Consider the following 24952-nt stretch of genomic DNA (forward strand, 5'->3'; position numbering starts at 1 on the left):
ACCGGAGCCCGACCGACTACGAACGAGACCATCAGGCCGACCCCACAATGGAGTTGGCCGCTTGAAAGATCTCCACAGCGCGAGGGGATTGACAACCAGGCCCCGGCTGTGTTCGACGAGCGGTTCCATCAACCTGCGCCAGCGAGGCCCGTCCGCCCCTAGCCCTTCACACGTGGCCTGGAGGCTGTGGTACGCCAGTGCGGCTCGCCCGGCCCGGAGCGGATGTGAGTAGCTGATCTCGGGGAGGAGCAGTTCCACGCCTCGCGCCAGCAGGTCGAACTCCCGGAAGAATCGCGAGGCGCCGGCCATGGGATGAACCGCCGAGCAGATGTCATGCACGATGTCGTCGCGGAAGAGTGCCTTCGATCGCAGACCACCGCCCACGTCGGGCACCGCCTCATACACGTCGACACTCAGGCCCGCACGGGCCATCGTCACCGCAGCCGCCAGACCGTTCGGGCCGCCTCCCACCACGACGACATCGGGATGACCGCTTCGCGTCACTTCTGCTGGCTCTCCTCGTCCGCCGCATCTGGAGACGGAGACCCGGGATGTATGACAACTCGCCCGGATTCAAGGTCAATCCTGCGGTCGAGGGGGGCTCCCGACTCGGCGTCCTCCCGAAGTACCAGTCGACGTTCCTTCTCCTCCGACACGTGCCGGTGGGTGGGGGAGAAGACATCGTGGAGTTCACCCATCATCCCGGCCGTTGACGCGGCACCGATACCGGCCTTACGGCGCCGCCAGTAAATCCAGCCGCGCCGCTCCATCCACAGAAGGATTTGATCAGCCAGCGCTACGGCCGTGAATGCCACAAGAACCCAGAATAATACCTTCATCGCATATCACCACATCATGTAGCGAAACGTGCAGACCCACCCGCACACCGGTAAACTGAGACATATCTGTCGGACGAGCGACTGAATGCAGATCCTTCCCAGTCACCCCAACGCTCAACCAATTCAAACCCTTCTCTCTCGGCCATCAGATCGAGCTCCGCCGGCCAACAGTAACGACTGACCTCGAGCAATGTCCGCACTCGCCCGTCGGTCACCAATGTTCTGAGGAAATAAAGTGTCTGTGCGACAGGGTCGCACTGGATCGTGTCTATCAGCAACTTGTTGGCACTGAGCACCGAGGACTGCGTGTGCGTGCTGGACAGAGTGTGATAAAAGCTCGGTTCGTACGTCTCGACGACCAGGAGTCCGTCCTCTCTCAGGTGCTCGGCCGCACGGCGGAGCACCGTGCACTGCTGTTCCTGGCTCGGCATCATGAAGAGGGTGTTCTTGACGATCAAGCACAAGTCGAAACCCTGACCGACCACGTCGCGCGTGAAATCGGCCTGGTGGACCGAAACGAGGCCTGCCGGGTCCTTCGTACGCAAGGCTTTTAGCATCGCCGGCGCGGCATCCACGGCGTGCACCACGTACCCGTTCTCCGCCAACGGGACAGCCACACGCCCCGTACCCGCCCCGAATTCGACGACCCTGGCTTCCGCGGTCAGACGCTTCCGGATGAAGTCGACGATGCCGGGAACTTCGCTGGCCGGATAGAGCAGATCGTAGAAGTCGATCGTAAACTCACCGTAAGCCATTGGATCAAACGAGGGCGACATCAGCTTCCTTTCTCGATGCGCTCAGTGCATGGATGTCGGAGGCGAAAAAAAGCAGCGGCTCGGAACCTGCCTCATCGTACCCCGGTCCGTTGGCCAGCAGAAATTGCGTCCGAATCGCATGAGGGTGGTGATCGCAACTGTGGGTGACGTAAGAGAGAAGCAGCAGATAGGGAACGGTGAGTTGAAGTTTCCGCAGTTCCCGTTCGCGGCCGACGTAGGATTTCATTTCCTCCGTGGCGTCAAAGATGACTTTCTCTCTTCGCCTGTTGGGGTGCCAGACCATATGGGAGGCCCGCCGCCGACGACATGCACTTCGCGCCAGGAGGTCATCTCGCCCCCTCCAGTTCGTCCCGGTAAAGAAGATGACAGTCGTACATAGCCGGAGCCCGCCGACGGAGTGGCCAACCAGTATGTAAGGCACCGGAAGCTGGAGCGTCACCAAGAGTTCACGCAGCGCTGAGACACGCTCCTGGAGGGTGTTGGCACCGGGATGGGACGGTGACCAACCGATGCCTGAACGGTCGTACGCGAGATAGGAGGTTTCCGGCCCCAAAGCGTTCGCCACCCAGAGCCACTCGGTTACGGAACAGACCAAGGCGTTTTCGAACACGATAGTCGGACCGGCTTCCGAACCCCGCTGCCACAACGCGTGAAGCCGGCGTCCGTCAGGAAGATCGACCAGATGTCCGAACGGGTTCTCGGGACTCCTCATCCGATACGCCGCGCGTACGCCTGCCCCCGCGGCAACCGCCCCGACTCCGATCAGGCCGACGCCGACACCGCGTCGGCCTGCAGCCACTCGCCCGCGGGTCATGAACCATTCGCGCGCACGAGCGCTGCACGCAATTCGGAGCGGGCGAAATCGACCGCCGGGTAGGTGGCCGTGAAGGCCCAGAGAAATCTGTTCAAACCCATGGACCGGCCGTTTGCCAGGTGGAATACCACTCCCGCCACGAAGCACGCACGGGCGGCACGAGGTGGCAGCACTAGGACGAAAGGGAAGAGCGTCTCGGTCAGGATGACAGACCACGCCATGGTCTTCGCGACGGCAGGACGCGCCTGCACCAGGGTGAACAGATTCCGGTCGCCGTAGGTCCTGGTCCGCAGAACGCCGGTGATGGCCTCGCCGCTGCGCCAGGTGGGAGACGTCAGTTTGACCAACCCCGAGGTGCAGTAGGCAAGTGCGCTCTGCGAGGCGAGGGAGTACAGCACCGCCTTGCGGTCGCTGGTGTTGTCGCCGGCGACCTTGTCGAGCAAAGCCGTAGTGAAGGTCACCGTCGCAAGATGGTCGGACCCGTCCATGCCAAACCCGCCGACCCGTATGTGGTTGATGACACCCGTGGACGCCAATACCGTGAGGAGAATAGCCCGTTCGACGTGCCCCGGACTGCCGATCAGCAGCCTTGTCCCGGCAGCGAGCTTCACGACGGCCGCGACCTGATCACGCGGGGGCGCGACTAACAGCTCTCCGAACCGTCGCCCTCGCCCCCGGTTGAGCCGGCGCAGCCGGGTCTTGGTGATGCGCCACGGCAAGGTCTCCTCACGCGAACGGCGTCCCTTGCCGCTCAATTGCTCGAGAGATCCGATCACCGCACCCACCGCAGTCATTCTCTCGACCGCACGCCACGCCCTGTCCACGTCGGTCGGCTCAGATGCCAGGCGTCGGGAAAACTCGCGTCCCAGTTTGCCGATCACGCTCATCGCTGCTCCTCACCTTCTTCCATCCAGCGGCCCGGAACCGGGTCCTCGTCCCGGCGTGCGACCTCGATTGCCTCGACTAGGCGCAGGGCCCATCGTTCGTCGGTCAATGCCCTCTTCAGCAGGGAGAGCAGCGAGCCCGAGCGTGCGGCTGAGGTAAGATTCGCCCGACTCAGCCCGCTCACCACCGCGACGACGACCCCTGTCCGACCGTCGCTCCAACGGGCGTTCACGGCCGAGCTCAGGACACCCGGAACGACTCCGCCCTTGGCGCCGATTCCTACAAGACCGGGCGCAGCCATCCGCGGGCCCTGCATTTCCAGGTAACGCTGCGCCATTTGCTGCGGCCCCTTCTCGGACACCGCCCCTCTGACGACGGCCGTCATGAGATTCGCTATGTCCCGGACCGTCGCGGCCGGGCCGCCGACGGCCCAAACCGCCTGCTCTGCGTATGTCGAAGGGGACACCACCGCGGGGATCCGTTCTCCAACCAGGCGGCGGAAAGACTCATCGGTGAAGTAGCGCTCCCTGAGCTCGTGGCCGTGAGCGCGCCGTTCTCGCGGAGAAACGCCTGGCAGCGGCCTCTCCGCGACCAGCAACAGCAACTCACCCAAAAGACTTCGCAAGTCCGGTTCGAGCCATCCGTAGCGGATGCCCACCCGCTCGATGTCGGCAGGGCCAAGCAGGTCGTGAAGACAATCCGTGGCGCTGTTGTCGCTGAAGCCGATCATCGCCTTCACCAGTTGGAGCGGGGGAATCGATCTCTCAGGTTCGGCGGCGAACTCTCCCGTGCGCCGGATTCCGAGCGCCTCGAAGGCACGTAGTCGGGCTCCGCCGTCCGTCCCTGGCAGGTGATGACGGTCCCAGTCGGCCAGGAGGAACGTGTCACGTATCCCTGTACGACCATCGCCCACTGCTTCCGTAAAGGCCACCAGATGAAGGAGCTTGAGCGCAGAGGCTGCCAGGAACCGAGCCAACTCGGCTTCGTCGCCAACAACCAGCCGCAGGCTGCTTCCGGGGAGGTCCAGCCCGACGCAGCCCTGGAGGAAGCTGATGACCTGCCAGAAGTTCTCGTGGACATCGCTGGTGTCAACGAGCGCCTTGACGATCTCAGGGGCCTCGGTGCCGGGAATCGCCTCCATGGCCGCTGTCCTCGCAGCCTTGGTCTTGTCCTTCTTCCACAGTTTGATCCTGGGCGAGAGGACGCCGTCCTTGTTGATGAGGGTGACATGGCACAACGTGGCCATCTGCGGCCGGTCGTCGAGGAGAAAATCGGTGATCAGACGTCCCCTGCGCGTGTCGTAGAAGTAGGGAAATCCGTGGCCGCGGATCTCAAGATCCGAGAAGTCCTGCAGTGCGACGTTGAACTCCGTGGTCGGCGGACCGATGCGGAGGCGCCGAACGACGGGTGGATCGGGCTCGGCCGTCTGGTTCCTCCAGTCCGGTGGGACGGCTGGCTGGGGCCCTTTGCCGCCTTCGACCACGAGGGACTGAACATCTTCGCGCTGGAGCCTGGTGAGCACGGATTCGAGTCGCTGCCGGATCGCGTCGGTGACCGCTTTTGTGAACGCGGGCAGCAGAGCTCGATCCACGGTGAGGACAGCCTCGTACGTATCGACCGTCCATCCGTCACTGGGCATGGGATGGTAAATGCCGCCGTCACAGCGCAGCGTGAGGACGGCCGGGCGGAGCAGGTCGCGGGCGACCTCCTCGCCGTCGCGGTCGAGGAGGCTGTAGGTGTGCCCGAGAACGAGGTCGAGTTTGCCGGTGTCGTCGTCGGCGAGCGGCAGCGAGACCATCGGGCCAGTGGCCGGCATGGGGAACGGTGTGTAAATCGGCCGACCCGACAGGAACTCGAAGGCGCGGAAGGTCCAGCCGTCCGGCCCGAGGAGGCGGTTCAGCTCCTCGACTCGTCGGGATGACTGGTCGACGTCGGGCCGTACCTCCGGGTGGACGAGCCGTGCCAGGAAGGCGAGAAGCACCTCATCAGGACCATCGAAGAGTTGGAAGCGTGGGTCCTCGAAGACCCAGTCGTCCGGCAAGTCCAATGGATCGTTGATCCGGTGCTGGACGATGTCGCCACGCGCCGTCGTGAACCGGGAGTCCATCGACGCCAGGCCGTCCAGGTCGTACAGCCCTCCAGGAAGTCAATCTCGTCGAGCCGTCCCCACCAGGGGCCGCCCTCGCCGCGTAGGTAGTCAAAGATGTCGCGTCGCGTCACCGCCGTGATTCTCGGCGTGCTACGCGGAGCCAGCGAGGGTTCGGACTGAGTCATGCACCCAGGATGGACGTACGCTGGCTCACCAGGCGGATTATTGGGGACTCTTGGGTCTCTTGGCCTCAGCAGGTGACGTCGTCATCCAGGGCTCTAAAGTGACGGGGTCGGTCCGCCGCGCCAAGCCTTCGCAGCACCCTGGCACGCTGACGGCGAAGACGCCACCGTGTCCGTAAGCCCCAGATAGACATGCACTCCGGGCCGAGGGACCTCCGTCACCGCGCGGCTGACGCTCGCCCGAACCAGCGTGCGGCACGCCACGCTGATCTGGCTGGCCTGCGGGGCGACATGCCAGGAGAGGGCACTGATCCTGGCCTCGCCGCACCCGTCGCGGCCGCCCAAACTGAGACGCAGCCGACGTCTGGTACGGCATCCCACCCGCTGTCGGTGACATCGGTGACGTGAGGTGGTCGGCCCGGGACGGTGGCCGGCGTTCGGGCGCGCCACTACCGCCGACGGTCCCCGCCGAGCGGGGCTTGCAGAGGGCCGCCGAGCTCCAGCGCATGCAACCCACCAACAATGGGGGCTTTTTCACTGAAGACTTAACCATTCCCCCAGCGCTGCAGGCGACCTGACCAGCGCCCCAACACGTCTGACACCCCATCAGAACGAGCGTCAAATGAGCGTCACGAGCGTCATTTCAGCGTCAAGGTATCGCCCGTAACGCCCACACCGCACATAACGCGCATAAACAAAACCGCAGGTCAGGAGCCCTTTGCTGCCGGCTCAAGAATCGCCACACACTCCACGTGCGACGTCATCGGAAACAGATCGAACGCCCGCAGCGTCCGCACCCGGTACCCGTTCTCGCGGAAATAGCCCAAGTCCCGTGCCAGGGTCGCCGGATCGCAGGCGACGTAGGCGATGCGGCGGGGGGTGAGGGAGGCCAGGTGGGTCACCGTGCTGCGGCCCGCGCCCGCGCGGGGTGGGTCCAGGACGATGAGGTCGACCTCGGTGATACCGGTGCGCGGCAGCACGGACTCGACCTTGCCCTGCTCGATGCGCACACGCGGGAAGTCCGCGAGGTTGTGGCGGGCGTCCTCGACGGACCGCTTGCCGGACTCGATGCCGAGCACCGCGCCCTTCTCGCCGAGCCGGTCGGCGAGGGCGCCGGTGAAGAGGCCGACGCCGCAGTACAGGTCGAGGGCCATCTCGCCCTTGCGGGGCAGCAGGCCCTGCATGACCGCGGTGACCAGGGTGTCCGCCGCCTTCGGGTGCACCTGCCAGAAGCCGCCGTTGCCCACCCGGTAGGTGCGGCCGTCCGCGCGTTCGCGGACGAAGGGGCGGCCGTGGACGCGGTGCACGCCGCCGGACTTCTCGTCGACTCTGAGGACCGAGACCGGCTTGTCCAGCTCCACCAGCGGCAGCCGGGCGCCGGGGCGCGGTGTGAGGATCACCTGCCGGTCCCCCGAGCCCGTCGCCGCGATCGCCTCGACCGACTCCATGCCGGACCAGTCGCGCTTCTCGACGCCCAGCTCGTCGACGCCCTCGGCCGCGATCATGCAGTGGTCGACCGGCTCCACCTCGTGCGAGCGGTGCCGGCGCAGCCCGGCGTGCCCGTCGGCGTCGACCGCGTACTGCACCCGGGTACGCCACCGGGGCACCTCGCCCGCCGGGAGCTTGTCGCCCTCGGCCGGCATCACCGTGCCGTCCCAGCCGGCCTCCTCGGGGGTCAGGTCCGCGAGGCGCCGCAGTTGCTCGGCGACGACCTCGCCCTTCAGCCGACGCTGGGCGCCGGGCTTGGCGTGCTGCCAGTCGCAGCCGCCGCAGCGGCCGGGTCCGGCGTAGGGGCAGGGCGCCTCGACGCGGTCCTTGGCGGCCTGAAGGATCCGGACCGCGTCCGCGCGCAGGAAGCGGGCGCCCTCCTCGCCCTCGGTCACCCGGGCCACCACCCGCTCGCCCGGCAGCGCGTGCCGGACGAACAGCACCTGGCCCTCAGAGGTACGGGCGATGCAGTGGCCGCCGTGTGCGACGGGACCGATCTCGACCTCGTACTCCTCCCCCACGAGCGAGCCCGCCTGCGACTTCTTCGGTTCTGCCTGCATGGCGGGGTGACTCCAGATCGGGGGAAGGGAACGGCCCGTTCAGGGGGCCCGACGACAGCCCACCAGTCTACGTGCTCCCCCACGGCCCCCGATCCGGCACCGGGTCCCTTGACCCCCACAGCGCCGGGTCTTTGGTGCCGTCGGCCCCCGGTCCGGCGCCAGACCCCTGACCCCACGGCCCCGGGTCCGGCACCGGGCCCCTTGACCCCACGGCCCCCGGCCGGGCGCTCAGGCCGCGGGTGCACGCTCAGTTCCCGGCGCTGGGCTCCTTCGGCCGCTGCTCCGCCGGGCCGCGCCGCACCGCGCCGGGCGCGTTCCACTCCTGCCGCTTGCGGGCCCGGTTCCTGGCCGCCTCGGAGGACTGGAGCTGGTAGGGCACCGAGGTCACCATGACACCGGGCGTGAACAGCAGCCGTCCCTTGAGACGCAGGGCGCTCTGGTTGTGCAGCAGGTGCTCGTACCAGTGGCCGACCACATACTCGGGGATGATCACCGAGATCGCGTCGCGCGGGGACTCCTTGCGCAGGTTCTTGACGTACTCGATGACCGGCCGGGTGATCTCCCGGTAGGGCGAGTCGAGCACCTTCAGCGGCACGTCTATGCCGCGCCGTTCCCACTCCTCGCGCAGCACCTTCGTCTCCGCCGGGTCGACGTTGACGGTGAGCGCCTCCAGGGTGTCCGAGCGCATCAGCTGGGCATAGGCCAGCGCGCGCAGCGTGGGCCGGTGGATCTTGGAGATCAGGACGACCGAGTGGACCCGGGACGGCCGTACGCTGTCGTCGTTCGGGCCCTCGGGGGCCGCGATCTCCTCGGCCACGCGGTCGTAGTGCCTGCGGATCGCGGTCATCGTCGCGTAGAAGATCACCATGCCGAGCAGGGCGACCCAGGCGCCGTGGGTGAACTTGGTGACGAGGACGACGACCAGGACCAGCCCGGTGAAGAAGGCGCCGAACGCGTTGATCGCCCGGGAGCGGATCATGTGGCTGCGCCGGGCCGGGTCCCGCTCCACCGCGAGATGCCGGTTCCAGTGCCGGACCATGCCGGTCTGGCTGAGCGTGAAGGACACGAACACGCCGACGATATACAGCTGGATCAACCGGGTCGAGTCGGCGCCGTAGACGACGACCAGCAGGGCGGCGGCGCCCGCGAGCAGCACGATGCCGTTGGAGAAGGCCAGCCGGTCGCCGCGGGTGTGCAGTTGGCGCGGCAGGTAGCGGTCCTGGGCGAGGATCGAGCCGAGCAGCGGGAAGCCGTTGTAGGCCGTGTTGGCGGCGAGGAACAGCACCAGCGCGGTGGCCGCGGCCAGCACGACGAACAGGAGGCTTCCCTTGCCGAAGACCGCCTCGGCGACCTGCGAGATGACCGGGTTCTGGACATAGCCGGAGCCGAGCGCCACGCCGTTGTGGAGCAGTTCGGTGGCCGGGTTCTCGGCCATGCGGACCTTGGTGCTCATGGCGAGCGCGATGATGCCGCAGAACATCGTCACGGCGAGCAGGCCCATCATGGCCAGCGTGGTCGCCGCGTTCTTCGACTTGGGCTTGCGGAAGGCCGGGACGCCGTTGGAGATCGCCTCGACGCCGGTCAGCGCGGCACAGCCGGACGAGAAGGCGCGCAGCAGCAGGAAGACGAGCGCGAAGCCCGCGAGGCCCTGGTGCTCGGCCTTGATCGCGTAGTCGGCGGTGGGCGCGCGCATCGTGTCCCCGAGGACCAGGCCCCTGAACGCGCCCCACATGATCATGATGAAGACGCCGGCGACGAAGACGTAGGTCGGGATCGCGAACAGCGTGCCGGACTCCTTCACCCCGCGCAGGTTCATCAGCGTCAGCAGCACGATCACCGCGACCGCGCACAGCACCTTGTGCTCGACCACGAAGGGGATCGCGGAGCCGAGGTTCTCGATGCCGGAGGAGATGGAGACGGCGACGGTCAGGACGTAATCGACGAGCAGTGCGCTGGCGACCGTGAGGCCCGCCTTGGGGCCGAGGTTGGTGGTGGCGACCTCGTAGTCGCCGCCGCCGCTCGGGTAGGCATGCACGTTCTGCCGGTAGGAGGCGACCACCGTGAACATCAGCACGACGACCGCGAGCGCGATCCAGGGGCTGAAGTGGTAGGCCGACACGCCCGCGACGGACAGGACCAGCAGGACCTCCCCCGGCGCGTAGGCGACGGAGGACAGCGGGTCGGAGGCGAAGACGGGAAGCGCGACCCGCTTCGGCAGGAGCGTTTCGCCCAGTCGGTCGCTGCGCAGTGCGCGCCCGATCAGGATCCGTTTGGGCACGTCGGTCAGTTTGGACACGACAGAGGATCGTAGGGCTTCGAACGGGCAGCCGCCCACCTGCCGTCCCGGATCTGCCTGACGAGTGAAACTCCGGGGCGGACGGAACTTCGGATTCCGCGGGCGGCGCGCCCGCCGGGCCCGGTCGGCGAACCCCGTCTGCCGCCTGCACCTCGGAGGTTCCATGCCCGGGACCGCGGAGCTGATCGGCGCCGCCGTCTCGCGTCGGCCTCGGATTCCTGACGCTGCCGAGCGTGCGCAGCATCACGCGCCGCCGACCACGGGCGGGCTTGCACGGGGGTGCCCACCCCGGACGGTGCGTGTGTAGCTTAAGCGTCGGTCTGAGACCCTGATGGGGCTGACCCCAATGGGGCCGAGCAGGTACTTTTCTGGACATCGGAAGGACGGTCGTGCACATCGTCATCATGGGCTGCGGCAGAGTGGGCTCCGCCCTCGCCCAGACCCTGGAGCAGCAGGGGCACACGGTCGCCGTGATCGACCAGGACCCCACCGCCTTCCGCCGGCTGGGCCCGGGATTCGGTGGCCGCCGGGTCACCGGGGTCGGCTTCGACCAGGACACCCTCCGCGAGGCCGGCATCGAGGACGCCGGCGCCTTCGCCGCCGTGTCCAGCGGCGACAACTCGAACATCATCTCGGCGCGGGTGGCCCGTGAGATGTTCGGCGTGGAGAACGTCGCCGCCCGTATCTACGACCCGCGCCGCGCCGAGGTCTACCAGCGCCTGGGCATCCCCACCGTGGCCACGGTCCGCTGGACCGCCGACCAGATGCTGCGCCGACTGCTTCCCTCGGGCGCCGAGCCGCTGTGGCGCGACCCCACCGGTGGCGTCCAGCTCGCCGAGGTGCACACCTCCCCGGCCTGGGTCGGGCACAAGATCAGCAGGCTGCAGGACGAGACGGGGGTCCGCGTGGCGTTCCTCACCCGTCTCGGCGAGGCGATCCTGCCCAGTTCGCAGACGGTGTTGCAGGAGGGCGACCTGGTGCATGTGATGATGCGGACGGACGACGTCGACAAGGTCGAGGCGGCGTTCGCCGAGGGCCCCGAAGAGGAGGGCGGTCACTGATGAGGGTCGCCATTGCCGGTGCCGGCGCGGTCGGCCGCTCGATCGCGGGCGAGCTGCTGGAGAACGGCCACGAGGTTCTGCTCATCGACAAGGCGCCGACCGCGATCTCGGTCGAGCGGGTCCCGCAGGCGGAGTGGCTGCTGGCAGACGCCTGCGAGATCACGTCCCTGGACGAGGCCGCGTTGCAGCGCTGCAACGTGGTGATCGCCGCGACGGGCGACGACAAGGTCAACCTGGTCGTGTCCCTGCTGGCCAAGACGGAGTACGGCGTGCCGCGCGTCGTGGCCCGGGTGAACAACCCGAAGAACGAGTGGCTGTTCAACGAGGCATGGGGCGTCGACGTCGCCGTGTCCACCCCGCGTCTGATGTCCGCGCTGGTCGAGGAGGCGGTGAGCGTCGGCGACCTGGTGCGGCTGCTGCGCTTCAGTCACGGCGACGCGAATCTGGTCGAGCTGACCCTGCCGGAGGAGTCGGCCCTGGCCGGCACCCAGGTCGGGGACGTGGAGTGGCCCGAGGACACGTCCCTGGTCACCATCATCCGCGGCGCCCGCGTCCTGGCCCCCTCCAAGGAGGACTCCCTGGAGCCGGGCGACGAGCTGCTGTTCGTGGCCGCCCAGGCCCGCGAGGAGCAGCTGGAGGACCTGCTGTCGGTGCGCCGCAAGGACGTCTGAGCACGGCCCGGTACGTTCCGGTCAGGTACGGCGCAGGGGGCGCCCGGTGATCCCGGGCGCCCCCTGCCACGTACGAGGGCTGCGGCTACGCCTCGCGACGGTGCCGCCCGGCGGGCGACTCGCCGCGCTCCGCGGCGGAGGCGGCCTTCCGTTCCTCCTCGGCCCGCTCCTCGGCCTCCATCTCCGCGAACACGTCGATCGGCGCGGGCGCCTTCGCGAGGAAGACCCAGGTGAGATAGACGGCGAGCAGGAACGGCGGGACCTTCAGCGTCACCAGGACCCAGCCGAGCTGGGCGGTGTCCGCCCACCAGTAGAGCGGGAAGAGGATCAGGCACTTCCCGAGCAGGATCAGCCCCCATGCCCAACTGGCCTTGGCGTACGCCTTCTTACGGCCGGGGTTGCGGGTGCGCCAGGAGAGGTTCTCCTTGAAGACCGGGCCGAGGATGAGGCCCATGAGGGGCACGCCCGCGAGGGTCGTGACGATGTACGCCAGCGACAGGCCCAGGGTGTAGAGCATGCCGGGCAGGTAGAAGTTCTTGGCGTTGCCCGTGAACATCGCGAACACGACACCGAAGGCCACACCGAAGACGCCGCTGAAGGCGTGCTTGACGGTGTCCTTCATCGCCAGCCGGACCACGACCAGGGCGAGCGACACGGCCAGTGCGGCGATCGCCGACCAGTGCAGGTCCTTGCTGATCGTGTAGATCGTGACGAAGAGGAGTCCGGGCAGGACCGTCTCGACCATGCCACGGACACCGCCGAACGCCTCGAAGAGGGCGGCCTCGGTCACCGCACGGGCGTCGTCCTGCCGCGTGGTGTCTTCGGTCGGCTTGTCGAGTGACGTCACCGGCTACTCCCGTCCAAGGGGTCTCAGTTCGTATTTCGGGTTGAACAGCACCCGGCGGCCCCGGCTCATCGAGATCCGGCCCGATGCGATCAGCTTGCGCCCAGGCTCTATGCCCACGATGGAACGCCTGCCCAGCCACACCACGTCCAACGCGGCGGAGCCGTCGAACAGCTCGGCCTCCAGGGCCGGGACTCCGGCGCGCGGGCGCAGCGTCACCGTGCGCAAGGTACCAGTTACCGTGACGATCTGCCGGTCCTGGCAGTCGCCGATGCGTATGCAGCCGGCCGTCTCGGCGTCCTCCCGCAGCTCCTCGGATTCCAGGTCCTCCTGGGAGGAGGAGAGCCGGCCGAGCATGCGCCGGAACCGGCCCGTCGGCTTCTCGGAACGCGAAACAGCACCCATGCCAAAAGCGTACCGGGGCCCACCGACGCCGACGCACCGGTGGGCCGAGCGAAGCCCCAACGGTTCAGGCAGCACCCCGGTTCAGGCAGCACCCCGGCTCGGGCAGCACCCCGGCTCGGGCAGCACCCCATAGGGGCGCGGGACTGTATCGATATGCGGCTCCGCCGCGCGGGCGCGACCAGCCACGACGCAGTCGCACCCGACCGACGACGTAGCACCACGCCAGCCCAGCCCAGCCCAGCGGAGCGTCAACGCTCGAACCGGTAGCCCATCCCCGGTTCCGTGATGAAGTGCTTCGGGTGCGAGGGGTCGGCCTCCAGCTTTCTGCGCAGCTGCGCCATGTACACGCGCAGATAGTTGGTCTCCGTCCCGTACGAGGGACCCCACACCTCCTGCAGCAGCTGCTTCTGGCTGACCAGCCGCCCGGTGTTGCGGACCAGCACCTCCAGCAGATGCCACTCCGTGGGGGTCAGCCGTACGTCCTTGCCGCCCCGGTTGACCTTCTTCGCGGCCAGGTCGACGGTGAACCCCTCGGTCTCCACCGTCGTCACATCGTCCTCGCCGGGGCCCACGGGCTCGGCCCGGCGCACGGCGGCCCGCAGCCGGGCCAGCAGCTCGTCCATGCCGAACGGCTTGGTCACATAGTCGTCGGCGCCCGCGTCCAGCGCCTCGACCTTCTCGTCGGAGGAGTGCCGGGCCGACAGGACCAGGATCGGCACCCGGGTCCAGCCGCGCAGGCCCCTGATCACCTCGACGCCGTCCATGTCGGGCAGGCCGAGGTCGAGGACCACGACGTCCGGGTGGCGGGAGGCGGCGAGTTCGAGGGCGGTCCTGCCGTCGGGGGCCGCATCGACCTCGTACTTGCGCGCTCTGAGGTTGATCACGAGGGCGCGCACGATCTGCGGCTCGTCGTCGATCACGAGCACCCGGGTCATGATGCCTCCCTTTCCGGTTCTGCCGCGCCCGCTGCGGTGCGTAGCGGCGCGGGACGCGATCCTGCCGCCCGCAGGCTGAGGACCATGGTGAGGCCGCCCCCTGGCGTGTCCTCGGCGTTCAGTGTGCCGCCCATCGCCTCGGCGAAGCCCCGCGCGACCGCGAGGCCGAGGCCCACCCCGGCACCGCGCGGGGCGTCGCCGTAGCGCTGGAACGGCTCGAATATCCGGTCCTTCGCCTCGTCGGGGATGCCCGGCCCGCGGTCCACGACCCGCACCTCCACCCGGTCGGCGATGGCGCTGGCGGAGACGACCACGCGCCGGTCGGGCGGACTGTACTTGACGGCGTTCTCCACCAGGTTGGCCACCGCCCGCTCCAGCAGCCCCGGGTCGACGGCGACCATCGGCAGGGTCTCGCGGATGTCCAGTTCCACGCTGTCCTCGGGCACGCCGACCAGCGCCATCGGGACCACCTCGTCGAGGTCGACCTCGCGGACGATCGCGGTGACCGTGCCGGTCTGCAGCCGGGACATGTCGAGCAGGTTGCCGACCAGATGGTCGAGGCGGTCGGCGCCCTCCTCGATGCCTTCGAGCAGTTCCGCCCGGTCCTGTTCGGACCAGTCCACGTCGTCGGATCTGAGCGAGGTCACCGCGGCCTTGATCCCGGCCAGCGGGGTGCGCAGATCGTGGCTGACGGCGGCCAGCAGCGCGGTGCGGATCCGGTTGCCCTCGGCCAGCGTACGGGCCCGGTCGGCCTCCTCCTGAAGGCGCCGGCGGTCCAGCACGACGGCTGCCTGCGCGGCGAAGGCGGCCAGCACCCGGCGGTCCTCGGCGGGCAGTACGCGGCCGGTCAGCGCGAGCGCCATGTGGTCCCCGACCGGCACGTCGACGTCGGCGTCCTCGGGCCGCTGGAACGGCGGGCCGAAACCGGCGCGGCCCGCGCAGGTCCATGGCTCGACGTCGCCCGCCCGCTCCAGCAGCGCGGCGGACTCCATGCCGAAGGTCTCCCGGACCCGCTCCAGCAGTTCCTCCAGGCTGGTCTCGCCGCGCAGCACGTTGCCGGCGAGGAAGGAGAGGATCTCCGACTCGGCGCGCAGCCGGGCCGCCTGGTGGGTGCGCCGGGCGGCCAGGTCCACCACCGAGGCCACGGACACCGCGACCCCGACGAAGATCGCGATGGCGACGATGTTGTGGGGATCGGCGATGGTCAGCCGGTGCAGCGGGGGCGTGTAGAAGTAGTTCAGCAGCAGCGACCCGAAGGCCGCGGAGGCCAGGGCGGGCAGCAGTCCGCCGAGCAGGGCAGCCGCCACGGTCAGCGCCAGGAACAGCAGCATGTCGTTGGCGAGGCCGAGGTCCACGGCGTTCAGCAGCAGCGCCATGGCGGCCGGACCGAGCAGCCCGACCACCCAGCCGGAGACGATCCGGGTCCGGCCGAGCCGGGCGCCCCGGGCGACGGGCAGCCCGCGGCCCTTGGCGATCTCCTCGTGGGTGACGATGTGCACGTCGAGGTCGGGGCCCGACTCGCGGGCGACCGTGGCGCCGACGCCGGGCCCGAAGACGTACTGCCAGCTCTTGCGGCGCGAGGAGCCGAGGATGATCTGGGTGGCGTTGACGCCGCGCGCGAAGTCCAGCAGCGCGGCGGGTATGTCGTCGCCGACGACATGGTGGAAGGTGCCGCCCAGGTCCTCGACGAGGGTGCGCTGGACGGCCAGTTCCTTGGGCGAGGCCGCGGACAGGCCGTCGCTGCGGGCTATGTAGACGGCGAGCACCTCGCCGCCGGCGCCCTTCTCCGCGAGCCGTGCCGCCCGGCGGATCAGCGTCCGTCCCTCGGGGCCGCCGGTCAGGCCCACGACGATCCGCTCCCGCGAGCCCCAGATCGCGGAGACCCGGTGCTCGCTGCGGTACTGCTTCAGGTACTCGTCGACCCGGTCGGCCACCCACAGCAGCGCCAGCTCCCGCAGGGCGGTGAGGTTGCCCGGCCGGAAGTAGTTGGACAGCGCCGCGTCCACCTTGTCGGGCTGGTAGATGTTGCCGTGCGCCATGCGCCGGCGCAGCGCCTGCGGCGACATGTCGACCAGCTCGATCTGGTCGGCGCGCCGCACCACCTCGTCCGGGACGGTCTCCTGCTGTCGAACGCCGGTGATCGACTCGACCACGTCGCCCAGCGACTCCAGGTGCTGGATGTTGACCGTGGAGACCACGTCGATGCCGGCCGCCAGCAGCTCCTCCACGTCCTGCCAGCGCTTGGTGTTGCGCGAGCCCGGGATATTGGTGTGGGCCAGCTCGTCCACCAGGGCGACCTGGGGGCGACGGGCCAGGACCGCGTCCACGTCCATCTCGGTGAAGCGGCCGCCGCGGTACTCCAGCTCCTTGCGCGGCTCCTGCTCCAGGCCGTGCAGCATCACCTCGGTACGGGGCCGGTCGTGGTGTTCCACGAAGGCCACCACACAGTCGGTGCCCCGCTCCACGCGTCGGTGCGCCTCCGCCAGCATCGCGTAGGTCTTGCCCACGCCCGGTGCCGCACCGAGGTAGATCCGGAGCTTTCCACGTGCCATGGCCCTATTGTCTTCCCGTCACCGCCGCCTACGCAGCGTCGACCCTACGGCCCGCAATAGCGACGAAAGGGACAGTCGGTCGGAGGGCGGGCAACTTTGACGCAACCCTGATGAGCCGATCCATGTCCCGCCCGCCGCCGGTCGCCGCTGGTCAGGCGGGCCGGACCGGGCAGGCGCCCGCCGGGCCGGGTCAGCCGCTGCCGAAGCACGTCGGCCGCTCCCGGGCCCGGTCGGCCCTCGCACGTGGCGGTCAGCGTTCGGTGATCTCCCCGTCGCTCAGCTCCAGCACCCGGTCGGCCAGGTCCAGCAGGGTGGTGTCGTGCGTGGCGACCAGTGCGGTGACGCGCTCGCTGTGCACCACGGCGCGCAGCAGCTCCATCACGGCGTGACCGGTCTCGGCGTCCAGCTGGCCGGTCGGCTCGTCGGCGATGAGGAGCGCGGGGCGGTTGGCGAGGGCACGGGCGATGGCGACGCGCTGCTGCTGGCCGCCGGACAGCTCGCCGGGCCGCTGGGCGGCGTGGTCGGCGAGGCCCACCAGGGAGAGCAGCAGCTCGACGCGTTCCTCGCGCTCGCGCGGATCGGCCCGGCGCAGCCGCATCGGCACGCCGACGTTCTCCGCCGCGGAGAGGATCGGGACGAGCCCGAAGGACTGGAAGACGAAGCCGATCCGGTCGCGCCGCAGCTCCAGCAGGCCGTTCTCGTCCAGTGCGGCGAGGTCCCGGCCGTCCACGGTGATCCGGCCGCGGTCCGGTGCGTCGAGCCCGCCGACGACGTTCAGCAGGGTGGTCTTGCCGGATCCCGAGCGTCCTTCGAGGGCGACCAGCTCACCGCGGGGGATCTCGAAGGAGACCCCGCGCAGGGCGTGCACGGCGGCGGCTCCGTGCCCGTACGACCGGTGCACGTCCTCGACGCGCACCATCGTCTCGGTGACCACCTCAGCGTTCATCACGACTCCCCCGTAGACCGGGCGCCAGTATGGCTGTCCGACACTCGGCGGTCCAAGCGGTTCGCGTCAGTTGGGGCCAGTTCGGGTTGTCGGTGCATACGAGAAAGGGCCGTACCCCGCGGTGGTTTCCAGGGGGGTACGGCCCTTGTCGCATTCGTCGTTATCGGACCTCGGTGATCTCCGGTCCGCGCTGCAGCTGGCCCATTCCGCCGGAGAAGCGCGAGGACTCCTCCTGCTGAACGCCCTCGGGGACCATCTGGGCGTCGTTCGGCAGCTTCAGAACGATCGGGTCACGAGGTGCCATCGGGCCCTCGCCGCGGACCACGACCGTGTCCCGGAAGATCTGCTCCAGCAGTCCGGCCGCCTGCGGCTGCACCGCGCCCTGGCCGGAGATCACTCCGCGCAGGAACCAGCGCGGGCCGTCCACACCGACGAACCGCACGACCTGGAAGCCGCCCGTGCCGTCCGGCAGCTGCACCGGCACCTGGGCGCGCAGCTCCCAACCCAGCGGCCCCTCGGTCTCGTCGACGATGCCGCCCTGCTGGGTGATGCCGGTCCCGATCTCCTCGCGGACCTCGCCCCAGATGCCCTCGTGCTTGGGTGCGGCGAACGCCTGCAACTGAATCGCGCTGTCGCGCAGCACGACGGTCGCCGCGACGATCGCGTCGCCCGCGACCTCGACCCGCAGTTCCATGCCGTCCACGCCCGGCACGAACAGACCACCGAGATCCACCCGGCCCTCGGCCGGGTCGCGCACCTCGGAAGCGTCCCACGGTCCGTCGGGGCGGGGCTCCGGTTCGAGCCGCAGCCGCTCGGGCTCGCCCGCCTCATCCTCGTCCGCCTCGGTGTCGACGCTGTCGACGACCTGCTCGGCCTCGCCGGCCGCGTCCTCGGCGGCACCCTTCTTCTTGCGACGTCCGAACACGTCACTGTCCTTCCCGGTCGGATACGACCGAAGCGTATCGATTCCCACCCGTCTGGCCGCCCTCGGCGACCTGACCGCTTGTGCCGCTCTCGCCGTCCACCGCGGCATGGCCCCCGGTGGACCCGAAGCCCCCCTCGGCCCGCGCCGAGCCGGGAAGCTCCGCGACCTCCTGGAAGCGGACCCTCTCGACCTGTTGGACGACCAGTTGGGCAATCCGGTCGAAGCGCTCGAACCGCACGGACTCGCGCGGGTCGAGATTCACCACGATCACCTTGATCTCCCCACGGTACCCGGCATCAACCGTCCCCGGGGCATTCACGAGGGCGACACCGCAGCGGGCGGCCAGACCGGATCGGGGGTGCACGAAGGCCGCGTACCCATCGGGGAGGGCGATCGACACTCCCGTGGGCAGCACGATCCGCTCGCCCGGCTTCAGTTCGCACTCCTGCGTCGTCCGCAGATCGGCCCCGGCGTCACCGGGATGCGCGTACGCCGGAAGCGGCACGTCGGGGTCGACGCGCCGGATCAGCACGTCGACGGGGGCATGGCGCACCGGGGGGACGGGGTCCGCCGAGGGCACGGGGTGCGGGGCGCTCACGGATTCACCTCGAAGGCGCGGGCGCGACGGACCTGGTCCGGGTCGCTCAGGGCGGCCTGGATCTCCTCCTTACGGCCGTTGTCGACGAAGTGGTCGACCTTGACCTCGACGAACAGGGCGTCGGCCCGCACGGCCACGGGGCCGTCCGGGCCTCCGATGCGTCCGACCGCGCTGGAGTAGATCTTCCGCCCGGCGACCGCGGTCACCTCGGCGGCCAGGTGCAGCGTCGTACCGACCGGCACCGGCCGCACGAAGTCGCTCTCCAGCCGGCCCGTCACCGCGATCGTCCGCAACAGCCAGTTCAGCGAGCCCAGCGTCTCGTCCAGGGCGGTGGCCAGCACACCACCGTGCGCAAGGCCGGGGGCGCCCTGGTGGGCGGGCTGCACGGTGAACTCGGCGGTCAGGGTGACGCCCTCGCCCGCCCGCGCCTCCAGATGCAGACCGTGCGGCTGGTCGTGACCACAGCCGAAACACTGTTCGTAATGCGCACCGAGCAACTCGCCGGGCGCGGGTGCGTCGGGATGCCGCACCGGTGTCACGGCATCGACGGGAGGCTGAAGAGCCGCGGAACTACCACTCACAGCCGCAGACCTTACCCGCCCGGCACCACCCTCACCGTCGGCCGCCCTCCGCCCCGGCAGGCGGCGGGCGCCAGGGGTGGGGGCCGTCGGGTCGAACGCCGACCACTGACAACCGACCGCTGACGGGCGGCGGGTGCGGGGCGCGAGGACCGTCAGGTCCACCACCGACCGCAGACGATCGACCACCGGCGAGTGACGGGTACCAGACGCGAGAGCCGTCGGATCCACCACCGACCACGGACAGCTGACCACCGGCAACTGATCGACAACTGACCGACAACTGACGCAGGGGTCACCTGGTCCACCGCAGACAAGCGACCACCGACAACTGACGCAGGGACCGTCGGGTCGCCCGGCGGATCACCCCCGACACCACCCACGCGACGGCATCCAGGCACCCTCACGCCCCCACCCCCCACTTCCCCACACCAACCACCGTCATCGATCACCGTCATCGATCACCACCCGGTGGTACCCAGTCCGACAACCCACCGCATCACCCCACCCCACCCGCCGTCGCCCAAAGCACCGCCCGGTGCCCGCCCCGCCGGCCTGCATCCCCCCTGCGTCCCCCTGGTTCGGGGAGTGGGCGGGGCGCGTGCCAAGCTGGGGCCATGGAGCACTCCGGCACCCCGTACGACGAACGCCTCACCGCCCCCCGCTCATGGTGGCTGATCAGCTTCCTGGTCGGCGTCTCGTTCGCCCTGATCCTGCTCCCCTTCGGCACCCTGCCGATGCTGGGCGGGCTGGCCGGCGGCACGGCCGCCGCCGCGGTCGTGGCCAGCGCCTACGGCTCGCTCCGCATCCGCATCGTGGGCGACCACCTGATCGCTGGCGAGGCGAAGATCCCGGTCACGGCGCTCGGCACGTCGGAGATCCTGGATCCGGAGGAGGCCCGCGCCTGGCGCACTTACAAGGCGGACACCCGCGCCTTCCTGCTGCTGCGCGCCTACATCCCCCGGGCGCTCCGCGTCGAGGTCATCGACCCGGCCGACCCGACGCCGTACCTGTACCTGTCGACCCGCGCCCCGGAGCAGCTGGCGGCGGCGATCGAGGCGGCCCGTAGTCGCGCGGCGACCTGATCGTCCCAGGCCGTCGACGGGCCGCAGCAGCGCCTCGTCAGCGCCCCAGTTCCCCGGTGATGTCCCCGGGTGTCAGCGGTTCCGCGGGAGTCTCCAGCGGGGGCAGCTCGGGCAGTTCGTCCCAGGGGACCTGGATCTTGCGCAGATCGGCGCGGATCCGCGAGGCCAGTTTCTTGGTGTCCCGGCGGTTCATGACCGCCCCGACGGCGGCGCCGACCATGAACGGCATCAGGTTCGGCAGGTCCCGCACCGTCCGCTTCATGATCTGCTGACGCAGTTCGCGTTTCATCTGGCCCCCGAGGGCCGTGTTGATCGTCGACGGCTTCATCACGTCGATCCCGCGCTCCCCCGACCAGGAGGACAGATACGCGGTGCTGCGGGCCATCAGGCCGCCCGGCGGCCGTACTCCGTAGACCTCATGCAGCTCGGCGACCAGCTTCAGCTCGATCGCCGCGACCCCGGTGATCTCCGCAGCCAGTTCGGTCGGCATCGCGGGCGGCACCGGAAGCATCGCCGCCGCGCCGACCCCGGCCCCGACCGTCGAGGTCCCGTGGGCCGCGCCCGCCACGAGCTTGTCCGCGAGCTGCTCGGGCCCGAGGCCCGGGAACTGCCGACGCAGCGTCGCGAGGTCCCGCACGGGGATCCGCGGGGCCATGTCGATGATCCGGTCGGCGAGGTACGCCAGGCCCGCCCTGGCACGACTGCCACCCATGCGGGCACCGTCCCGGGCCAGTTCCCGGGCCTTGCCGCGGATGACCGCGGTCCTTTCCCACGTTCTTCGCTGCGCGCGACCGGGGGCCGCCTCCATCGGTGCGACGGGTGCGGGCTGCTCCGTCGGCGCCGGGCGGTCCCCCCGGTCGGTCGCCGGTTCGAGCGAGGCTCCCTCATCGGATGAGCCCCGCTCGACGTCACGCGCCCCGTACGAGCCGTCCCGCGGCCCATGGTCCGCTCCCCGCAGGGGGAAGCGGCGCTTCCGAGGAGGGGTCGAGCCAGTCACGGCCGACCCACCCTCAGTCGCAGTCGCGGCAGATCGGCTGACCGTTCTTCTCGCGGGCCAGCTGACTGCGGTGGTGCACCAGGAAGCAGCTCATGCACGTGAACTCGTCCTGCTGCTTCGGCAGTACCCGGACCGCCAGTTCCTCGTTCGAGAGGTCGGCGCCGGGCAGTTCCAGGCCCTCCGCGGCCTCGAACTCGTCCACGTCGACAGCGGCGGTCGACTTGTCGTTCCGCCGGGCCTTCAGCTCTTCAAGGCTGTCCGAGTCGACGTCGTCATCGGTCTTGCGTGGAGTGTCGTAATCGGTTGCCATGTCGCTCTCCCCCTCTGGGTGTCTGCGGGTGTCTCCAGCGCACGTAACGCGTGAGAGGCCGGACTTGTGCCCGACCCGAGGCGGAGATTTTGCCTCACATCAAGGTCTGTTACTCAATCGACACCCAACCGAACTCCTCAAGAGTGATCGGCTTGGATGGCGATGGGGACCGTACACGGTCCGGATGCCGCACCTCAAAGGCGTCTCACCGAGTACTTCCCGTGATCAGGACCTCCGGAAACCCGGACTTTCCCGGCTTTACGCCCCGATTTATGATCACGGAGAGTGGATGGCTGGAAATCCGCCCATGTGATCGATCACACAGGCGGAGCCCCGTCGACCCACCCGGAAATTCCGCGCAAAGCGAACATCCCCTCGTGTGTCGGCCACCTCGGTCGAGTTCCTCCGCACTGCGGCCAAGATCCATATCGAGCTCGCATCACATCGGCAGAGCGACCCGCATCACAAGCCCGCCCCCCTCACGCGGTCGCGCCGAGATGTGACCGCCGTGCGCGCGCGTCACGGACCGGACGATGGACAGGCCGAGACCCACCCCTCTGTCGCTGCCCGTGCGCTCCGTACGGAGTCTCCTGAAGGGCTCGAAGAGGTTGTCGATCTCGTACGCCGGCACCACCGGGCCGGTGTTCGAGACGGACAGTACCGCCTGCCCGTGCTGGACCTCGGTGGTCACCTCGACCCAGCCGTCCGCGGGAACGTTGTACCGCACGGCGTTCTGCACCAGGTTCAGGGCGATCCTCTCCAGCAGGACGCCATTGCCCTGGACCACCGCGGGCTTGCACCGGCCCGTGATCCGCACGCCCTTGGCCTCCGCCTCCGCGTGCACCTGATCGATGGCCTGCGAGGCGACCTCGGCGAGGTCCACCGGCTTGCGCTCGACGATCTGGTTGTCGCTGCGGGCCAGCAACAGCAGTCCCTCCACGAGCTGCTCGCTGCGCTCGTTCGTGGCCAGCAGCGTCTTGCCCAGCTGTTGCAGCTCCACGGGCGCGTTCGGGTCGGACAGCTGCACTTCGAGGAGCGTGCGGTTGATCGCGAGCGGGGTGCGCAGCTCGTGCGAGGCGTTCCCGACGAAGCGCTGCTGCGCCGTGAACGCCCGTTGCAATCGCTCCAGCATGTCGTCGAAGGTGTCCGCCAGCTCCTTCAGTTCGTCGTCCGGGCCGTCCAGCTCGATCCGCCGGGACAGGTCCGAGCCGGCCACCGCGCGCGCGGTGCGGGTGATCCGGCCGAGCGGCGACAGCACACGGCCGGCCATCGCGTAGCCGAACGCGAAGGCGATCACGGCGAGGCCCAGCAGGGCCAGCAGCGAGCGGCTGAGCAGGTCGTCCAGGGCGACCTGGCGCTGATGGTCGACGCACTGGCTGATCGCGTCGTTGAAGTCGGACAGCGGCAGGCTGGAGGTGTTGATCGCCGGGCAGTCGTCGCTGGAGATCTTGAGCGCCGTAAAGCTGACGATCTTGAACAGTGGCTGGTTGCCCGTGCTGATCGCCTGCGCGGCCAGCAGGTAGATGATCGACAGCAGCAGGATACCGGCGATCAGGAACATGCCGCCGTACAGCAGCGTCAGACGTATCCGGATGGTCGGGCGGAGCCAGGGGAACGGCGGCTGGGGTCGGCGTGGATCCCAGGTGGGCTTCGGAGGCGCCTGCGGGGACGCGGGGGTCGCTGCCACGGTGGGTCAGATCCGATAGCCGGAGCCGGGGACGGTCACGATGACCGGCGGCTCGCCCAGCTTGCGACGCAGGGTCATGACCGTCACCCGCACGACGTTGGTGAACGGGTCCGTGTTCTCGTCCCATGCCTTCTCCAGGAGCTGCTCCGCGGAGACCACGGCGCCCTCGCTGCGCATCAGCACCTCCAGTACGGCGAACTCCTTCGGCGCGAGCTGGACCTCCTTGCCGTCCCGGAAGACCTCGCGGCGATTCGGGTCGAGCTTGATGCCGGCCCGCTCCAGAACGGGCGGCAGGGGCACGCTGGTGCGCCGGCCGAGGGCACGCACGCGTGCGATCAGCTCACTGAACGCGAAGGGCTTGGGCAGATAGTCGTCGGCGCCGATCTCCAGGCCCTCGACACGGTCGCTGACGTCGCCGGACGCGGTGAGCATCAGCACGCGCGTGGGCATGCCCAGCTCGACGAGCCGACGGCAGACGTCGTCGCCGTGCACAAGCGGGAGGTCGCGGTCGAGGACGACCACGTCATAGTCGTTGACGCCGATGCGCTCCAGGGCGGCCGCACCGTCGTACACGACGTCGACGGCCATGGCCTCCCGGCGCAGTCCGGTGGCCACCGCATCCGCGAGCAATTGCTCGTCCTCGACGACGAGTACGCGCACGTCGTATGTCCTTCCTGTGTCCACCCGCGTAGCGCAACCGTGGCCGCACGGGCGGGGCTCCTCGTGGGGTGTGACTCCATCCTGCCCTTTTCGGCCATAAGTCGGCTGTAAGACGGGTGACCGGGCCGGAGGGATCGGCGTCCTGGAGCGGGAATGCCAGATTTTCTCCTTCGGTTGAGGTTTCCACTGAAGAGAGTGGGGGGAGGACGGCTTTACACCCCGCGATCACGCTCTGCATGTGCCGCAGCACCATGTGGTACGTCGCGTTCCGCTTCCCGCAGAGCGGGTGTGGGTGTCCGGCACCGTCGCCGCCCAGCACGGGCAGCGCTGGGCACCCGCAGGAGACGTGATCGCCCCTTCCCAACGGCACACCCCCGTGCCACCGACCCACGACCCAGGACGAGGGGGCGCAGCATGGACGCATTCACCGCAGGACTTCTGCAGCGCATAAAGGCGACCGAGTCCGATCTGTCCAGGGCTCGCGACGAGGGCGACGACTTCCTCGCCGAGGTGGAGCAGGCCGAACTCGACGACCTGCACCGCCTCGCCGCCGAACACGGTGTGGAGGTCGGCGCGACCAGCGTCTGACAGCCCATAGCGCAACGGCAGGACCCCGGCGAATCCAGCGCCGGGGTCCTGCTCTTATTGGGTCGGTCGCCTGCGGGGCGGCAAAGCCGGTGGTGGGAGCCCGATCCTGCTCAGTCCTTCGGGCCTCCGCGCGTTCGGGCTCCCACCACCGGCGCGCCCCTTCAGCCCCCTCCCTGGCCGA

24 protein-coding genes are annotated in these 24952 nt (G+C 69.2%); 4 read left to right on the forward strand and 20 right to left on the reverse strand.

Annotated elements, in window-relative coordinates; all coding sequences use genetic code 11:
• The 8 genes from ACWEKM_RS39130 to ACWEKM_RS39165 form a co-directional block, all read right to left on the reverse strand.
• Positions 1-504, reverse strand: a 504-nt coding sequence (locus ACWEKM_RS39130; protein WP_451626056.1) for an NAD(P)-binding protein, incomplete at its 3' end; no start/stop codon positions are given.
• Positions 501-839: a DUF6191 domain-containing protein gene (locus ACWEKM_RS39135; protein WP_451626057.1), complete on the reverse strand. Its 339-nt coding sequence runs from the start codon at positions 837-839 to the stop codon at positions 501-503. The genes ACWEKM_RS39130 and ACWEKM_RS39135, both read right to left, overlap by 4 nt.
• A gap of 14 nt (positions 840-853) precedes the next feature.
• A complete protein-coding gene (locus ACWEKM_RS39140; RefSeq protein WP_451626058.1) occupies positions 854-1615 on the reverse strand; it encodes a class I SAM-dependent methyltransferase in 762 nt (253 codons plus the stop codon).
• Positions 1599-1841 carry a hypothetical protein gene (locus ACWEKM_RS39145; protein ID WP_451626059.1) on the reverse strand — a complete coding sequence of 81 codons (243 nt, stop codon included), beginning with the start codon at positions 1839-1841 and terminating at the stop codon, positions 1599-1601. The genes ACWEKM_RS39140 and ACWEKM_RS39145 overlap by 17 nt, the downstream gene beginning before the upstream one ends.
• A gap of 584 nt (positions 1842-2425) precedes the next feature.
• Positions 2426-3316 (reverse strand): hypothetical protein, encoded by an 891-nt coding sequence (locus tag ACWEKM_RS39150; RefSeq protein WP_451626060.1) that lies wholly within the window; start codon positions 3314-3316, stop codon positions 2426-2428.
• Positions 3313-5421, reverse strand: a complete 2109-nt coding sequence (locus tag ACWEKM_RS39155; protein ID WP_451626061.1) for an AbiJ-related protein — start codon at positions 5419-5421, stop codon at positions 3313-3315. The genes ACWEKM_RS39150 and ACWEKM_RS39155 overlap by 4 nt, the downstream gene beginning before the upstream one ends.
• An 871-nt stretch (positions 5422-6292) precedes the next feature.
• Positions 6293-7633, reverse strand: a complete 1341-nt coding sequence (locus ACWEKM_RS39160) for a class I SAM-dependent RNA methyltransferase (protein WP_451626062.1) — start codon at positions 7631-7633, stop codon at positions 6293-6295.
• Positions 7634-7880: 247 nt separating this feature from the next.
• Positions 7881-9929, reverse strand: coding sequence for an APC family permease (locus ACWEKM_RS39165; RefSeq protein WP_451626063.1), 2049 nt, complete (start codon positions 9927-9929; stop codon positions 7881-7883).
• A 389-nt stretch (positions 9930-10318) separates the two neighbouring features.
• Here ACWEKM_RS39165 and ACWEKM_RS39170 point away from each other — a divergent pair, with 389 nt between their 5' ends.
• Entirely contained in the window at positions 10319-10990 is a 672-nt protein-coding gene (locus ACWEKM_RS39170; protein ID WP_451626064.1) for a potassium channel family protein, read from the forward strand.
• Positions 10990-11661 carry a potassium channel family protein gene (locus tag ACWEKM_RS39175; protein ID WP_451626065.1) on the forward strand — a complete coding sequence of 224 codons (672 nt, stop codon included), beginning with the start codon at positions 10990-10992 and terminating at the stop codon, positions 11659-11661. Before ACWEKM_RS39170 ends, ACWEKM_RS39175 begins: the two co-directional genes overlap by 1 nt.
• 85 nt (positions 11662-11746) lie before the next feature.
• Here the strand turns inward: ACWEKM_RS39175 and ACWEKM_RS39180 are convergent, their stop codons facing one another.
• The 8 genes from ACWEKM_RS39180 to ACWEKM_RS39215 form a co-directional block, all read right to left on the reverse strand.
• Complete coding sequence (locus ACWEKM_RS39180) at positions 11747-12508, reverse strand: DUF3159 domain-containing protein (protein WP_451626066.1); 762 nt, start codon at positions 12506-12508, stop codon at positions 11747-11749.
• Between the two features lie 3 nt (positions 12509-12511).
• A complete protein-coding gene (locus ACWEKM_RS39185; protein WP_451626067.1) occupies positions 12512-12910 on the reverse strand; it encodes an OB-fold nucleic acid binding domain-containing protein in 399 nt (132 codons plus the stop codon).
• Between the two features lie 248 nt (positions 12911-13158).
• Entirely contained in the window at positions 13159-13845 is a 687-nt protein-coding gene (locus ACWEKM_RS39190) for a response regulator (protein WP_389016126.1), read from the reverse strand.
• Positions 13842-16397: an ATP-binding protein gene (locus ACWEKM_RS39195; protein WP_451626068.1), complete on the reverse strand. Its 2556-nt coding sequence runs from the start codon at positions 16395-16397 to the stop codon at positions 13842-13844. The genes ACWEKM_RS39190 and ACWEKM_RS39195 overlap by 4 nt, the downstream gene beginning before the upstream one ends.
• A gap of 250 nt (positions 16398-16647) precedes the next feature.
• On the reverse strand, positions 16648-17343 hold the full coding sequence (locus ACWEKM_RS39200) for an ABC transporter ATP-binding protein (RefSeq protein WP_451626069.1): 696 nt from the start codon (positions 17341-17343) through the stop codon (positions 16648-16650).
• A 160-nt stretch (positions 17344-17503) separates the two neighbouring features.
• Positions 17504-18268 (reverse strand): DUF3710 domain-containing protein, encoded by a 765-nt coding sequence (locus ACWEKM_RS39205; protein ID WP_451626070.1) that lies wholly within the window; start codon positions 18266-18268, stop codon positions 17504-17506.
• Position 18269: 1 nt separating this feature from the next.
• Positions 18270-18866 carry a dUTP diphosphatase gene (dut, locus tag ACWEKM_RS39210; RefSeq protein WP_451626071.1) on the reverse strand — a complete coding sequence of 199 codons (597 nt, stop codon included), beginning with the start codon at positions 18864-18866 and terminating at the stop codon, positions 18270-18272.
• Positions 18863-19447: a PaaI family thioesterase gene (locus ACWEKM_RS39215; RefSeq protein WP_451626072.1), complete on the reverse strand. Its 585-nt coding sequence runs from the start codon at positions 19445-19447 to the stop codon at positions 18863-18865. The genes dut and ACWEKM_RS39215 overlap by 4 nt, the downstream gene beginning before the upstream one ends.
• A gap of 614 nt (positions 19448-20061) precedes the next feature.
• Between ACWEKM_RS39215 and ACWEKM_RS39220 the strand changes: the two genes are divergently transcribed.
• Positions 20062-20529, forward strand: a complete 468-nt coding sequence (locus ACWEKM_RS39220; protein ID WP_451626073.1) for a DUF3093 domain-containing protein — start codon at positions 20062-20064, stop codon at positions 20527-20529.
• Positions 20530-20566: 37 nt separating this feature from the next.
• On the opposite strand, the gene ACWEKM_RS39225 is transcribed toward ACWEKM_RS39220, so the two are convergent.
• From ACWEKM_RS39225 to ACWEKM_RS39240, 4 genes are all read right to left on the reverse strand, one after another.
• Positions 20567-21526: a hypothetical protein gene (locus ACWEKM_RS39225; protein ID WP_451626074.1), complete on the reverse strand. Its 960-nt coding sequence runs from the start codon at positions 21524-21526 to the stop codon at positions 20567-20569.
• Between the two features lie 13 nt (positions 21527-21539).
• Entirely contained in the window at positions 21540-21836 is a 297-nt protein-coding gene (locus tag ACWEKM_RS39230) for a DUF4193 domain-containing protein (protein ID WP_351348258.1), read from the reverse strand.
• A gap of 439 nt (positions 21837-22275) precedes the next feature.
• Positions 22276-23523 carry a sensor histidine kinase gene (locus ACWEKM_RS39235; protein ID WP_451626075.1) on the reverse strand — a complete coding sequence of 416 codons (1248 nt, stop codon included), beginning with the start codon at positions 23521-23523 and terminating at the stop codon, positions 22276-22278.
• Between the two features lie 6 nt (positions 23524-23529).
• On the reverse strand, positions 23530-24183 hold the full coding sequence (locus ACWEKM_RS39240) for a response regulator transcription factor (protein ID WP_451626076.1): 654 nt from the start codon (positions 24181-24183) through the stop codon (positions 23530-23532).
• A 414-nt stretch (positions 24184-24597) separates the two neighbouring features.
• Here ACWEKM_RS39240 and ACWEKM_RS39245 point away from each other — a divergent pair, with 414 nt between their 5' ends.
• A complete protein-coding gene (locus ACWEKM_RS39245; protein ID WP_451626077.1) occupies positions 24598-24771 on the forward strand; it encodes a hypothetical protein in 174 nt (57 codons plus the stop codon).
• Positions 24772-24952 lie beyond the last annotated feature (181 nt).

Source organism: Streptomyces sp. NPDC004752, assembly GCF_053601275.1.